The sequence below is a fragment of the Streptomyces sp. NPDC001617 genome (genome assembly GCF_053596855.1).
In genome coordinates, this window is sequence record NZ_JBSFHA010000009.1 from 140405 (window position 1) to 153986 (window position 13582).

Consider the following 13582-nt stretch of genomic DNA (forward strand, 5'->3'; position numbering starts at 1 on the left):
CGACCCGACCGGGTCACCAACTGCGCGGAGTGAGGGGCGGCGGCCGTTTCGGCAGGATCACTGCACCACGGGCCACACCAGCCCCTTCGAACTCGCGTGCCACCAACTTGGACTAGACCAACTCGATGTGTCAAACACCCCAGTTGAGGGCGTGTTTTCGCCAAGTGGGCGCGATTCGGCCCCACTTGACACGAGCAGTTAGCCTGAGCGGAGACACATTGGTCTGTACCAACAGAAGGGCGCATGGGATGGTCTCCAGCAAGCACGGCGCGGAGTTGCGACGGCTGGCGCGCTCCGTGCTGCAGCCGGGGTTCGTGGGTACCGAAGCGCCCGACTGGGTCCTGCGCGAGATCGCCGACGGGCTGGCGTCGGTGGTGCTCTTCTCCCGCAACATCGTCACGCCCGAGCAGGTCGCCCGACTGACCGGCCAACTGCGTGCGGAGAACCCCGAATTGATCATCGCGATCGACGAGGAGGCCGGCGACGTCACCCGGATCGAGTCCGCGACCGGCTCCACCCGGCCGGGCAACTTCGCTCTCGGCACGGTCGACGACGCCGAGCTGACCGAGGCCGTCGCCGCCGACCTGGGCCGCCAGCTGCGCGCGATCGGCGTGAGCCTCGACTACGCGCCCAGCGCGGACGTCAACTCCAACCCCGACAACCCGATCATCGGGGTCAGGTCCTTCGGCGTCGACGCCCAGGTGGTGTCACGGCACACCGGCGCCTGGATCCGGGGACTCCAGTCGGCCGGTGTCGCCGCCTGCGCCAAGCACTTCCCCGGCCACGGCGACGTGGCCGTCGACTCCCACCACGGCCTGCCCGTCTACGACGCCGACCGCGAGCGGATCGCCGAACAGGCGCTGCCGCCGTTCCGCGCCGCCCTCGACGCGGGCGTCCGTGCGGTGATGAGCGGCCATCTGCTGGTTCCCGCCTACGACCCCGACCTGCCCGCCACCCTGAGCCGGCGCATCCTGCACGAACTGCTGCGTCAGGAGCTCGGGTTCGATGGCGTCGTCGTCACCGACGCCATCGAGATGGGCGCCGTGGCCGACCTCTACGGGATCGGCGGCGCCGCGGTCCGAGCGGTCGCGGCCGGTGCCGACGCCGTCTGCGTCGGTGGTGAGAACGCGGAGGAGGCCACCGCCCGGCAGCTCGTGGACGCCCTGGCGAACGCCGTGGCGTCAGATGACCTTCCCGAGGAACGGCTCGCGGAAGCGGCCCGCCGGGTGCGGGAGTTCGCGTCCTGGTCGACCGGCCTGCGCCCGGCCCATGCCGGCGGCTGGGACGCCGGCCGCATCGGCTTCGCGGCCGCCCGCCGTGCCATCCGTCTGCACGGAGCCGTACAGCACGTCCTGCCCCTGGTCAACGCGCCGCACGTGGTGGAACTCGTGCCCACCACCAACCTGGCCATCGGCAAGGAGACCCCCTGGGGCGTGGCCACCCCCCTGGGCGAACGCCTGCCCGGAACGACCTCCGTCCGGGTCCGCCGCGAGGACCTGCGGTCACCGGCCACCGCCCTGGAAACCCACGCCCTGGAGCCGGCCGCGGGACGCCCCCTGGTCGTGGTCGTCCGCGACGCCTCCCGCCACACATGGATGGCCCGCACCCTCGCCCACCTCCTCGCGGCTCGCCCCGACACGATCGTCGTGGAGATGGGCCTGCCGGGCACCCCGCTCCCGGCGGCGGCCCAGATCTTCACCCACGGCGCGACCGCCGCCTCCGGGGTGGCCGCCGCGGAGGTCCTGGCAGGTGCCCTTTAGGGCAGACCGGTCAGGAACCCGCGAGGAAGCTGACTCGCACCTTCCGGTTCGGGTTGTCCCGGTTCGTATCCACCAGACACACGGACTGCCAGGTCCCCAACTCCAGTCCCCCACCCACCACCGGCAACGTCGCATGAGGCGGAACGAACGCCGGCAGCACATGGTCGCGCCCATGCCCCGGGCTGCCGTGCCGGTGCTGCCAGCGGTCGTCGGCCGGGAGGAGGGTGTGCAGGGCGGCCAGGAGGTCGCCGTCGCTGCCCGCGCCCGTCTCGATGATCGCGATGCCGGCCGTCGCGTGGGGGACGAAGATGTTCAACAGCCCGTCGCGGCCGGCGGCCACCTCGCGCAGGAAGGCCTCGCAGTCGCGGGTGAGGTCGAAGACCCGCTCCATGGAGCCGGTGGTGACGTTCAGTACTCGGGTGGTGAAGGCATCTGACATGCCCCCATCCTGACCCATACGTCGGGTTCCGCATGTCATCGGGTGCTCGCCGGCTGATACGAGGGGTCCAGTCCGCGAGACACCATTGACCGTGCACCGACGACCTGGCTACTGACGCGTGTCGTCCAGTGCGGCGGCAACGGGGCGTACTCCTCACGGCCGCTCTCCCCCCGGAGCATCATGAGCATCAGCCATGCCCCACCCGGCTTCCACGAACCCGATATTTCAAGGACTACCTGGAGCGGCTGCGCCGGGCCACGGCCTGGGTCTACAACCATCAGGAGGAGTGGGCCAAGGTGTGGGCCAAGGACACGGGGCTGCCCTACGAAGTCGCCCTGGCCTCGGTCAAGCGCACCAACGCCACCCGCGTCTCGGTCGCCGTCGACAAGCCGCTCATCGCCTCCGAGCAGCAGATAGCCGACGCCTTCACGGAGTTGAAGCTGATCCCGGGGAAGGTGGACTTCGGCGACTTCGTGGACACGCGCTACAACGGCGACCTGCCGGCCTCGACCACGCCGCCCCGCGCCTCCCAGGGCTGACGCCATGACCGTACGGCTCCAACCACTCGGGCCCCGTCCGTGGGTACGCCCGCCGGACATCGAGCACCTCGCCCAAATCCCGAAGTCGGCCGAGCAGTTGGGCTACGAGGCGGTGCTCACGCCGACCGGCACCTGGTGCGCGCACGGCTGGCTGACGACCGTCGCCCTCGCCCAGCACACCGAGCGGCTGAGGTTCCCGGTCGCGTTCCGGCCGGGGCTGATCTCGCCCACACTCGCGGCGCAGACGGCGGCGACCTGTCAGCGGGTGACGCGCGGCCGGCTGCTGGACGACCTCGACGCCGACACGATCGCGGCAGCACAGGCGGCGCTCGGGCACCGCGCTGGTCGGCAGCCATGCCGAGGTCGCCGGGAGCGGCCGCTGACCGCTGACCGCTCGGGAAGATCCATGACCTCGCCACGGTTGGTAGAAAGGTGAACAACACGCGCGAGGTCGAGGTAGTCGTCATAGGCGCCGGTCAGGCAGGTCTGTCCAGCGCCTATCACCTGCGCCGCACCGGTTTCGAGCCGGAGCGGGACTTCGTGGTCCTCGACCACTCCGCCGGCCCGGGCGGCGCCTGGCAGTTCCGGTGGCCGTCACTGACGTACGGCAAGGTCCACGGCATGCACGCACTGCCCGGCATGGAGCTGACGGACGCGGACCCGACGCGGCCGTCGTCCGAGGTGATCACCGAGTACTTCGCCGCGTACGAGCGCGCCTTCGATCTTCGCGTACGGCGCCCCGTCGACGTCCGTGCGGTGCGCGAGGGCCAGGGCGGGCGGCTGCTCGTGGAGACCACGGACGGCACCTGGTCGACGCGTGCGCTGATCAACGCCACCGGTACCTGGGACCGGCCGTTCTGGCCCCGCTATCCGGGCCAGGAGACCTTCCGGGGGCGGCAGTTGCACACCGCCCAGTACCCGGGACCCGAGGCGTTCGCCGGACAGCGGGTCGTCGTGGTGGGCGGCGGCGCGTCCGGCACCCAGCACCTGCTGGAGATCGCCGAGTACGCGGCGGCCACCACCTGGGTCACCCGGCGTCCGCCCGTCTTCCGCGAGGGCCCCTTCACGGAGGAGTTCGGCCGGGCGGCCGTCGCGCTCGTGGAGGAGCGGGTGCGACAGGGGCTGCCGCCGAAGAGCGTGGTGTCCGTGACCGGGCTGCCGCTCAACGACGCGATCCGGCAGGGCGTCGCGGACGGGGTGCTGGACCGGCAGCCCATGTTCGACCGGGTCACACCGGACGGCGTGGAGTGGAACGACGGACGGCACGTCGACGCGGACGTCATCCTGTGGGCCACCGGCTTCCGGGCGGCCATCGACCACCTCACCCCGCTGCGGCTGCGCGAGGCGGGCGGCGGCATCCGCGTCGACGGCACGCGCGCGGTCGCCGACCCGCGGATCCATCTCGTCGGCTACGGTCCCTCGGCGAGCACCATCGGCGCCAACCGGGCCGGGCGCGCGGCCGTACGGGACATCAGGCGACTGCCGGCCGTGGAGCCGGTCGCCGCCTGACGTCCCGCCGGCTTCACCTGGCCGGACTCGCGCTCTTCCGCCGGGCGTTGAACTCGGCCACGTTGCGCTGGTGTTCGGCGAAGTCGGCGGTGAAACGGGTGTCGCCCGGCTTGACGGTGACGAAGTACAGCCAGTCGCCCGGGGTGGGACTGATCGCGGCGCGCATCGCGTCCTCACCCGGGCTGTCGATCGGCGTGGGCGGCAGACCCATGCGCGTGTACGTGTTGTAGGGGCTGTCGATCCGGGTGTCGGCGGCGTTCGTCTTCAGTGTGGAGCGGTTCAGCGCGTAGTTGATGGTGGAGTCCATCTGCAGCGGCATCCCGCGCTCCAGCCGGTTGAAGACGACCCGCGCCACCTTGCCCATGTCCGCCTTCGATGCGGCCTCGGCCTGGACGATGCTCGCGATGGTGACGGCCTGGTAGACGTTCATCGCGTTGCGCTGGGCGCCGGCCGCGATCGGGGCGCCGTTGAACTTCTTGTTGGCGGTGTCGACCATGTACGCCAGCAGCGACTCGGGCGTCGCCTTCTTGCCGCCCTGTTCGAGGGGGTACGTCGCCGGGAAGAGGTAGCCCTCCGGGTTGCCCTCGGCGTCGTTCGGCAGCTTCAGACCGGCCTTGGCCATGGACTTCTTGGCGCTTCCCGCGGGCAGGGAGAGGGCCTTGTCGACGGCCTCGTAGACCTGCCCCGCGCGCCAGCCCTCGGGGATCACCAGGGACGTGGGCTTGACGTCCCCGTCGCTCTCCAGGCTCAGTAGCGGCACCGCCACGGCGGTGCCGGCCACGACGGCACCGGTCGCGATGAGCGCGAGCCGGCCTCTGCGCGTCAGTCGAATCGTTCTCCGTGGCGGAGTGTTCAGGTACATGCGGGCACGGTAACTCTCATACCGTCACAAACCCGGCATATCTTCAGCTTGTCGGTTCCAGTTGGGCATCCCGGCGTACGAGCGCCGCGTACCGCCCGTCCTGGTCGAGCAGTTCCTCGTGCGTGCCCCGCTCGGCCACCCGCCCGGAGTCGAGGACCACGATCTGGTCCGCGCTGCGGATGGTGGAGAGACGGTGGGCGATGGTGAGCGTGGTGCGGTTGGCCGACAGGGCGTCGATGGCGTCCTGGACGGCCGCTTCGGTGCGGTTGTCGAGGGCGCTGGTCGCCTCGTCGAGGATGAGCACCGGCGGATCGCGCAGGATGGTGCGGGCGATGGCCAGGCGCTGCTTCTCACCACCGGAGAAGCGGTGGCCGCGCTCGCCGACGACCGTGTCGTAGCCGTCGGGCAGGGACGCGATGTGCTCGTGGATCTGTGCCGCCTTCGCCGCCGCGTGGAGTTCCTCGTCGGTGGCGTCCGGCTTCGCGAAGCGCAGGTTCTCGGCGACCGAGGCGTGGAAGAGGTACGTCTCCTGGGAGACGACGCCGACCGCGCGGGCCAGGGTGTCGAAGTCGAGGTCCCGGACGTCGACGCCGTCGAGGGTGACCCGGCCGCCCGTCACGTCGTAGAGCCGCGGGACGAGATAGCCGAGGGTCGACTTTCCGGCGCCGGTCGGACCGACGACGGCGAGGCTGCTGCCGGCGGGGACCTTGACGTCGATGCCGTCGAGGATGGGGCCCGTCTTGTCGTCCTTGCTGTCGTAGCGGAACTCGACGTCCTCGAAGCGGACCTCGCCCTTGATCTGGTCGAGGTGGACCGGGTTCTCCCGCTCGGTGATGTCGATGGGCAGGTCGAGGTACTCGAAGATGCGCTGGAAGAGCGCGAGCGAGCTCTGGATCTGGACGCCGGTCGACAGCAGGCTGACGGCGGGGCGGAAAAGGCCCTGCTGGAGCGAGACGAAGGCGACGATCGTGCCGATGGAGATGTCGGGGCCACCCGCTTGGAGCGCGATGCCCGCGGTCCAGTAGATGACGGCCGGCATGGCGGCCATGACGATCGTGATGACGGCCATGCGCCAGCGACCCGCCATGTTGGACCTCACTTCGAGGTCGACGAGCCCCTCGGACTCCTCCGCGAAGGACCTGGTCAGCGAGTCGGAGCGGCCCATGGTGCGGCCGAGCAGGATGCCGCTGACGGAGAGCGACTCGGTGACCGTGGCGGCCATCGCGGCCATCTGCTTCTGGCGCTGGGTGGTGATCTTCTTGCGTTCGCTGCCGACACGGCGGCTGATCCAGACGAAGACCGGGAGCAGCAGGAGCGAGACCAGGGTCAGCCGCCAGTCGAGGGCGATCATCGCGACGATCGTGGCGACGACGCTGGTCACGTTGGAGACCAGGGAGGTGGCGGTGGAGGTGACGGTCGCCTGCATGCCGCCGATGTCGTTGGCGATCCGGGACTGGACCTCGCCGGTGCGCGTGCGGGTGAAGAACGCGAGGGACATGCGCTGCAGCCGGCCGTAGACCGCGGTGCGCAGATCGTGCATGACGCGCTGGCCGACCGTCGTGGAGATCAGGGTCTGCAGGACGCCGAAGATGCTGGTCAGCACGGCACTGACGATCATGCCGAGCGCGAGCAGACTGAGCAGCCCGGTGCGGCCCTGCGGAATCGCCACGTCGAGGGTCGCCTTCAACAGGAAGGGCGTGGCCACCGAGACCAGCGACGAGGCGCCGACCAGTAGGCCGACGACCGCGAGACGGCCGCGGTAGGGACGGAAGAGCTTCAGGATGCGGCGCACCTGCCGGGGCTGCTCGCCGGCGTCGGCCGGCGGCGTCCAGCGGGGTTCTCGATCGGGGTGCAATGGGCTCCTACGGAGATGAGGGAACGAAGACTGACGGAGCTTAGCTCACTGTTACCTATGCTCACAATGAATTAACTCCTGATATTGTTCCCGCATGACCACGCCCGATCCCGACGGCCTGCTCGCAGAGCAACTGCTGCGTTTCACCCGCCGGGTCCATCGCATCCAGAAGCGCCACATCGAGCAGTGCGGCCTGGGGGTCACCCCGGCCCAGTCCCGGCTGCTGCGCACCCTGGCGCACTACGGCTCGCCCCCGCGCATGGCCGATCTCGCCGAGCGGCTGGAGGTGGTACCGCGGGCGGTCACGTCACTGGTCGACGGACTGGAGGCGAGCGGCAAGGTGCGCCGGGTGCCCGATCCGACGAATCGCCGGGTGATCCGGATCGAGCTCACGGATGACGGGCGGAAGGCGTTGCAGGAGCTGCGGGGGGCACGGCGGTCGGCGGCCGAGGAGATGCTGGCGCCGCTGAGCGAGGAGCAGCGCGAGGTGTTGGGGGGGTTGTTGGACACCTTGGTGGATGGGGCGCCGGAGAGACGCTGCGGGTAGGGGGCGGAACGGTTCGCGGGCGGCCGCGGGTGCGTGGGCCACGAACCACCCGCAGCCGCCCGCGAAACATGACGCTCCGAGCTACGGGGCGACGGGCACCTTCTCCTCCGTCACCGATGTCTCCTCGTCGGCGACAGCCTCCCCGCCCAGCACCTTCTTCGCCCGGTCCAGATCCAGCGCCCCCTCCCAGCGGGACACCGCGAACACGGCGACGCAGTTGCCGAGCAGGTTCGTCACGACCCGCATCGAGTCCATGATGCGGTCCACGCCCAGCAGCAGCGCCACCGCTCCGGCCGGAATCGCGCCCAGCGAGGACGCGGTCGCGGACAGGGCGAGGAAGGCGGAACCGGGAATGCCCGCCATGCCCTTACTGGTCAGCATCAGCACGAGGACCACGGTGATCTGCTGGCTCAGGCTGAGGTCGACGCCCACGGCCTGGGCGATGAACAGGGTGCCGATGGAGAGGTACAGCGAGGCGCCGTCGAGGTTGAAGGAGTAGCCGGTCGGCAACACCAGACCGACCGCGTCGTCGCGTGCGCCGGCCTTGCGCAGCTTCTGCATCACGCGCGGCATGACGGACTCGGTGGACGCGGTGCCGAGCGCGAGCAGCATCTCCTCGCGGATGTAGCGCAGGAACTTCCAGAGGCTGAGCCCGGTGACGACGCGCAGGGCGACGGCCAGCAGCGCGACGAACAGCGCGGCGGCGACGTAGCAGAGGATGATCAGCTTGGCGTAGGTCTCGATGACACCGAGCCCGTACTGGCCGATCAGGACGGCCATCGCGCCGAACACCGCGATCGGGGCGAGGCGCATCACGAAGCCGACGATCGCGAAGATGATCTCCTGGGCCTGCTCGATGGCGGGCAGCACCTTCGGCACCTTGGTCTGGCCGAGGTGGAGCAGGGCGGCACCGACCAGGCAGGCCAGGATGAGCACCTGGAGGAGCTCGTTCTCGGCGAAGGCGCCCATGAAACTGGTCGGCAGGGCGTTCAGGATGAACTCGGTCGTCGAGGGCAGCGAGCCGCCGCCCGTCTTGGCGTCGACCGCCTTGGTGCTCAGCGTGGACGGGTCGACGTGCATCCCCGAGCCGGGCTGGACGACGTTGGCGGCGAGCAGCCCGATCAGCAGGGCGACCGTGCTCGCGACCTCGAACCAGATCAGGGCCTTGAGCCCGATCCGCCCGAACGCCTTGAGGTCACCGGCCTTGGCGATGCCGACGACGACCACACAGAACACGAGCGGCGAGATGATCGTCTTGATCAGCCGGGTGAACCCGTCGCCGAGCGGCTGGAGATCCGCGGCGAAGCCGGGCCACAACTTTCCGACGACGATTCCGAGCACAAGCGCGCAGAGGACCTGCGCGAACAGAGAGGTACGCAGTATGCGTGCGACGCGTCGCGGGACGGACGGGACGGACGGCGGCACGGGCACTCCTAGGGGGGACGTCGACACGACAGAAGCCGTGGGGACTTCTGCGATACGGAAAGCGGTTTCCGTGTCGATCACTTTCGAGGTGCCGTTGATCGCGCCCGCAACCTCCGTGTTGCTGATGTGTAAATCACGCGGCATGTGACAGACCGCACAGGTCGGCCGAGGAGACCAGGTCGTATTCGATCGGAGGCATCCTCCGTGAGTGCTGGGCCCTGAGGTCGGCCCTGTCCCCCATCACCACCACGGGATGCCGGTTCGGGTCGAGCGTGCGCAGCAGGTACTCCATCGCCGCCCTGGACAGACCGACGCAGGCGGACGTACCGCTGCCGTGGTCCATGTGCAGCCAGATGCCGCCCTTGTCGTCACCCTCCGGTCGGGACGGGTCGTTGGGCGGGGTGCCCTTGACGCGGTTGTAGTCGATGGCGATGACGTAGTCGAAGTCGTGCCCGTGCGACTGGGCCCACCAGCGCGGGGCAGCGAAGGACGCGTCGCGGGTGTACGGGAGCCTGGCGCCGGGTCGGCGAGCACACCGCCGGCGTCGGTGAGCGTGAACACGCCGACGGGGCTGTGTCGGTCGCCCTCGTGATCTTTCACACCGGGCCATTCTCTACGGCGCCGCGGAAAACCGTTTGCTTCCGACCACGCTGCGAAGCGAACCTGTCACGGTTTGCTGCCGCCGAACGCGGCTTCCCGCCACCCCCCTGACACAAGCCACTGGGACGTCAGTCGTCATGCAGATTCAAGATCTTCCGTATCCCGACCCGGGTGTGCCGGACGCGCGTTCGGGTCCCCGGTTCCTGTGGTGGCTGGGCCGCAATCAGCTGGGCGGGCAGTTCACGTCGCTGGCCTGGGGGCTGCTGCACTTCGTGGCGGTCTCCGCGCTGCCGTTCTGCGTGGGCTTCGCGGTGCAGGCCGTGGTGGACCGCTCCGGCACCCGGCTGGCGCTGACCGGCGGACTGCTGTTGCTGGTCGGTGTGTGCGTCGCGCTCGGCGACACCTTCCTGCACCGTGCCGCCGTCACCAACTGGATCACCGCCGCCGCCCGCGTCCAGCAACTCCTCGCCCGCAAGGCCGCGGTGCTGGGCTCGGCGCTGACGCGGCGGGTGGCGGCCGGTGAGGTCGTGGCCGTCTCCACCGGTGACGTCGAGAAGATCGGCTGGTTCGTGGAGGCCGTCTCCCGGTTCACCGCGGCGGCCCTGACCGTGGTCGTGGTCTGCGTCGCGCTGGTCGTCTACCAGCCGGCGCTCGGCATGGTCGTCGCCGTCGGTCTGCCGGTGGTGGCACTGGCCGCGCTGCCGCTGCTGCCCCGGGCCACCCGGCGGGCCGACGTCCAGCGCGAGAAGGCCGGGCGGGCCACCGAACTCGCCTCGGACACCGTCGCCGGCCTGCGCGTGCTGCGCGGCATCGGCGGCGAGGAACTCTTCCTCGACCGCTACCGCCGCGCCTCCCAGGAGGTCCGCCACGCGGCCGTGCGCAGCGCCCGCATGTGGTCCCTGATCTCCGCGATCCAGGTGCTGCTGCCGGGTCTGCTGATGATCGTGGTGGTCTGGTACGGCGTCCATCTGGCCCGGCAGGGCCGCATCACCATCGGCGAACTGGTCACCGTCTACAGCTCGGTGATGGTCCTGTCGTATCCGCTGCGGCACTTCGAGGAGATCGCGATGGCGTACTCGTTCTCGCGGCCCTCGGCCAAGCGGGCGGCGCGGGTGCTGTCGCTGGAGCGGGCCACGGACGTCGGAGACGCGCGATCGGGCGTCATCGTACCGACCGGCGATCTGTACGACCCCGCGACCGGTCTGCTGGCCCCCGCCGGCCGGCTCACCGCGGTGGTGTGCGGCGACCCGGACGCGGCGGGCCTGCTCGCCGAACGGCTGGGCGGGCACCCGGCCGAGCCGGGCTCGGCCGTCCTGCTGGGCGGTGTCCCGCTCGACGAACTGCCGTTGGACACAGCGCGCACGGCGGTGCTGGTCCAGGACAAGGACCCGGTACTGCTGTCCGGTTCGCTGCGCGAGCTGCTGGACGTGCCCGCGTCGGGTGCGGTGAGGGCACAGGACGCGCTGGCGGCGGCGCAGTGCGGGGACGTGCTGGAGGCCCTTGCCCAGGGGTCGTTGGACGCCGACGACCCGATGGACACGCGGATCACCGAGCGCGGGCGGTCGCTCTCCGGCGGGCAACGCCAGCGGCTCGCGCTGGCCCGGTCGCTGATCACCGACCCGGAGGTGCTGGTCCTGGACGAGCCGACCTCGGCCGTCGACTCGCACACCGAGGCGCGGATCGCCGAGGGCGTGCGTGGGCTGCGGGAGGGGCGGACGACGGTGGTCCTCACCTCCTCGCCGCTGCTGCTGGATCGCGCGGACCGGGTCGTGCTCGTGCACGAGGGCGAGGTCACGGCGGTCGGCGTGCACCGCGAACTGGTGCGTGCCGAGCCCCGGTACCGGGCGGTCGTGACCCGCGAGACCGAGGAAGAGGCCGCCCTGGACGGCGTGCTGAAAGAGTTCGAGGAAATCGAGGAGACAGCATGATCGGCGTGGCGCCACCGGCGTACGACCCGGCGGCCCCGACGACGGCGAACACCCTGCCCGTCGGCGCCCCGGCGACCGTACGCGCCTATGTGGCCGAACTGTTCCGCCGGCACCGCCGTGCCTTCCTGGCCCTGATGACCGTCAACACGGTGTCCGTCGTCGCCTCGCTGGTGGGCCCGTGGCTGCTGGGCGACCTCGTCGAGCGCGTCTCGGACCGCACGCGGGAACTCCATCTGTCGCTCACCGTCTCGCTGTTCGTCCTCGCGCTGGTCGTGCAGGCCGTGTTCGTACGGCAGGTGCGGCTGCGCGGGGCGATGCTCGGCGAGCGGATGCTGGCCGACCTGCGCGAGGACTTCCTCGTACGGTCGGTCGGGCTGCCGCCGGGCGTGTTGGAGCGGGCGGGCACGGGCGACCTGCTGTCCCGCATCACCACGGACATCGACCGGCTCGCCAACGCGATGCGCGAGGCCGTGCCGCAGCTGGCGATCGGTGTGGTGTGGGCGGTGCTGCTGCTCGGCGGACTGGTCGTCACGGTGCCGCCGCTGGCGCCCGCGGTGCTGGTCGCCGTGCCGCTGCTGGTGATCGGCTGCCGCTGGTACTACAAGCGGGCGCCCTCCGGCTACCGCTCGGAGGCGGCCGGGTACGCGGCCGTGGCCGCCGCACTCGCCGAGACGGTCGACGCCGGGCGCACCGTCGAGGCCCACCGGCTGGGCGACCGCCGTGTCGAGCTGTCGGAACGCCGTGTCCGGGAGTGGACGGCATGGGAGCGCTACACGCTCTATCTGCGGTCGGTGCTCTTCCCGGTCATCAACCTCACCCATGTGACGGTGCTCGCCTCGGTCCTGATGATCGGTGGTGTCTACGTCCTTCAGGGGTGGATCGGGGTGGGCCAGCTGACGACGGGCGCACTGATCGCACAGATGCTCGTCGACCCGGTGAACCTGATCCTGCGCTGGTACGACGAACTGCAGGTCGCCCAGGTGTCGCTGGCCCGTCTCGTCGGGGTCCGGGACATCGAGCCGGACGCCGGTGAGGAGTCCCTGGCGCCGGACGGGCGGGACGTCCACGCCGAGGGGGTGCACTTCGGCTACCGCGAAGGCGTGGACGTGCTGCGCAAGGTGTCCCTGGAGGTCGCCCCTGGCACCCGCCTGGCACTGGTCGGCCCCTCCGGTGCGGGCAAGTCCACACTGGGCAGGCTGCTCGCCGGGATCTACGCCCCGCGGACCGGCCAGGTCACCCTCGGCGGTGCGGAACTCTCCCGGATGCCTGCAGAGCGCGTCCGCTCCCATGTGGCCCTCGTCAACCAGGAGCACCACGTCTTCGTGGGCTCCCTGCGCGACAACCTCCTGCTCGCCCGGACGGCCGCGGTGGACGCCGAGCTGTGGGCGGCGCTGGGCGCGGTCGACGCCGACGGCTGGGCGCGTGCGCTGGACGACGGCCTGGACACCGAGGTCGGCTCGGGCGGGCTCGCGCTCACCCCGGCGCAGGCCCAGCAGATCGCGCTGGCCCGCCTGGTCCTGGCCGACCCGCACACCCTGGTCCTGGACGAGGCGACGTCCCTGCTGGACCCACGCGCGGCCCGGCACCTGGAACGCTCCCTCGCCCGCGTCCTCGACGGCCGCACCGTCGTCGCCATCGCCCACCGCCTGCACACCGCCCACGACGCGGACGTCATCGCCGTCGTGGAGAACGGCCGCATCAGCGAGCTGGGCAGCCATGACGAGCTGGTGGCGGCGGAGGGGGCGTATGCGGCGCTTTGGCGGTCGTGGCACGGGTGAGGTCGTGGCACGGGTGAGGTCGTGGCACGGGTGAGGTCGTGGCACGGCATAGGTGGGGGGGGCGTCGGTCGGGAGCGGGTGGGCAGGCCATAGGTGCTGGACCAATGGGCCGGAGGGCCGGAGCTGCTGGATCGCGAACCGGTGAGCCGCAGGGCCGCGAGCCGGTACGCCGTGGCCCAGGACATCGAGTCGGCCCGGTGGGAAGCCGCGTGACCACCGAGCCGGCACCTGTCCGCCCCGAGTCCTGAGCCACCGCACCGGCGGGGTGTCGGCGACCCGAGGGTCGCCATACCTCCGAGGCCGCCATACGCTCCGGCGCCCTGCGCCCTCCACGGCCGCC

9 protein-coding genes and 3 pseudogenes are annotated in these 13582 nt (G+C 70.9%); 7 read left to right on the top strand and 5 right to left on the bottom strand.

What is annotated here, in order from left to right:
- Window positions 1-248: 248 nt before the first annotated feature.
- The gene (locus ACWC09_RS10105) at window positions 249-1760 is read left to right on the top strand and encodes a glycoside hydrolase family 3 protein (RefSeq protein WP_450850068.1); all 1512 of its coding nucleotides are present in this window, start codon (window positions 249-251) and stop codon (window positions 1758-1760) included.
- A 10-nt stretch (window positions 1761-1770) separates the two neighbouring features.
- On the opposite strand, the gene ACWC09_RS10110 is transcribed toward ACWC09_RS10105, so the two are convergent.
- Window positions 1771-2199 carry a YjbQ family protein gene (locus tag ACWC09_RS10110; RefSeq protein ID WP_450850069.1) on the bottom strand — a complete coding sequence of 143 codons (429 nt, stop codon included), beginning with the start codon at window positions 2197-2199 and terminating at the stop codon, window positions 1771-1773.
- A 227-nt stretch (window positions 2200-2426) separates the two neighbouring features.
- On the opposite strand from ACWC09_RS10110, the pseudogene ACWC09_RS10115 reads away from it, so the two are divergent.
- The 3 genes and pseudogenes from ACWC09_RS10115 to ACWC09_RS10125 form a co-directional block, all read left to right on the top strand.
- A pseudogene (locus ACWC09_RS10115) lies at window positions 2427-2738 on the top strand (ABC transporter substrate-binding protein); the annotation flags it as partial.
- 4 nt (window positions 2739-2742) lie between these two features.
- A pseudogene (locus ACWC09_RS10120) lies at window positions 2743-3024 on the top strand (LLM class flavin-dependent oxidoreductase); the annotation flags it as partial.
- 146 nt (window positions 3025-3170) lie between these two features.
- Entirely contained in the window at window positions 3171-4247 is a 1077-nt protein-coding gene (locus ACWC09_RS10125; protein ID WP_450850070.1) for an NAD(P)-binding domain-containing protein, read from the top strand.
- 13 nt (window positions 4248-4260) lie between these two features.
- On the opposite strand, the gene mltG is transcribed toward ACWC09_RS10125, so the two are convergent.
- Both mltG and ACWC09_RS10135 read right to left on the bottom strand, forming a co-directional pair.
- Complete coding sequence (gene mltG / locus ACWC09_RS10130) at window positions 4261-5109, bottom strand: endolytic transglycosylase MltG (protein ID WP_450850071.1); 849 nt, start codon at window positions 5107-5109, stop codon at window positions 4261-4263.
- A 43-nt stretch (window positions 5110-5152) separates the two neighbouring features.
- Window positions 5153-6964 (bottom strand): ABC transporter ATP-binding protein, encoded by a 1812-nt coding sequence (locus ACWC09_RS10135; protein ID WP_450850072.1) that lies wholly within the window; start codon window positions 6962-6964, stop codon window positions 5153-5155.
- 94 nt (window positions 6965-7058) lie between these two features.
- Between ACWC09_RS10135 and ACWC09_RS10140 the strand changes: the two genes are divergently transcribed.
- Complete coding sequence (locus ACWC09_RS10140; RefSeq protein ID WP_450850073.1) at window positions 7059-7511, top strand: MarR family winged helix-turn-helix transcriptional regulator; 453 nt, start codon at window positions 7059-7061, stop codon at window positions 7509-7511.
- Between the two features lie 81 nt (window positions 7512-7592).
- On the opposite strand, the gene ACWC09_RS10145 is transcribed toward ACWC09_RS10140, so the two are convergent.
- Together ACWC09_RS10145 and ACWC09_RS10150 are read right to left on the bottom strand one after the other, a co-directional pair.
- Window positions 7593-8936: a cation:dicarboxylate symporter family transporter gene (locus ACWC09_RS10145; RefSeq protein WP_450850074.1), complete on the bottom strand. Its 1344-nt coding sequence runs from the start codon at window positions 8934-8936 to the stop codon at window positions 7593-7595.
- A 133-nt stretch (window positions 8937-9069) separates the two neighbouring features.
- Window positions 9070-9527, bottom strand: a pseudogene (locus ACWC09_RS10150) (L,D-transpeptidase family protein); the annotation flags it as partial.
- A 146-nt stretch (window positions 9528-9673) separates the two neighbouring features.
- Here ACWC09_RS10150 and ACWC09_RS10155 point away from each other — a divergent pair.
- The gene (locus tag ACWC09_RS10155; RefSeq protein ID WP_450850075.1) at window positions 9674-11464 is read left to right on the top strand and encodes an ABC transporter transmembrane domain-containing protein; all 1791 of its coding nucleotides are present in this window, start codon (window positions 9674-9676) and stop codon (window positions 11462-11464) included.
- Window positions 11461-13242, top strand: a complete 1782-nt coding sequence (locus ACWC09_RS10160) for an ABC transporter ATP-binding protein (RefSeq protein WP_450850076.1) — start codon at window positions 11461-11463, stop codon at window positions 13240-13242. The genes ACWC09_RS10155 and ACWC09_RS10160 overlap by 4 nt, the downstream gene beginning before the upstream one ends.
- Window positions 13243-13582 lie beyond the last annotated feature (340 nt).

Excerpts from the sequence above, each read along its gene's own strand:
- ACWC09_RS10155 (WP_450850075.1), top strand. The coding sequence starts at position 9,674 with ATGCAGATTCAAGATCTTCCGTATCCCGACCCGGGTGTGCCGGACGCG.
- ACWC09_RS10105 (WP_450850068.1), top strand. The coding sequence starts at position 249 with ATGGTCTCCAGCAAGCACGGCGCGGAGTTGCGACGGCTGGCGCGCTCC.
- mltG (WP_450850071.1), bottom strand. The coding sequence starts at position 5,109 with ATGTACCTGAACACTCCGCCACGGAGAACGATTCGACTGACGCGCAGA.
- ACWC09_RS10110 (WP_450850069.1), bottom strand. The coding sequence starts at position 2,199 with ATGTCAGATGCCTTCACCACCCGAGTACTGAACGTCACCACCGGCTCC.
- ACWC09_RS10140 (WP_450850073.1), top strand. The coding sequence starts at position 7,059 with ATGACCACGCCCGATCCCGACGGCCTGCTCGCAGAGCAACTGCTGCGT.
- ACWC09_RS10160 (WP_450850076.1), top strand. The coding sequence starts at position 11,461 with ATGATCGGCGTGGCGCCACCGGCGTACGACCCGGCGGCCCCGACGACG.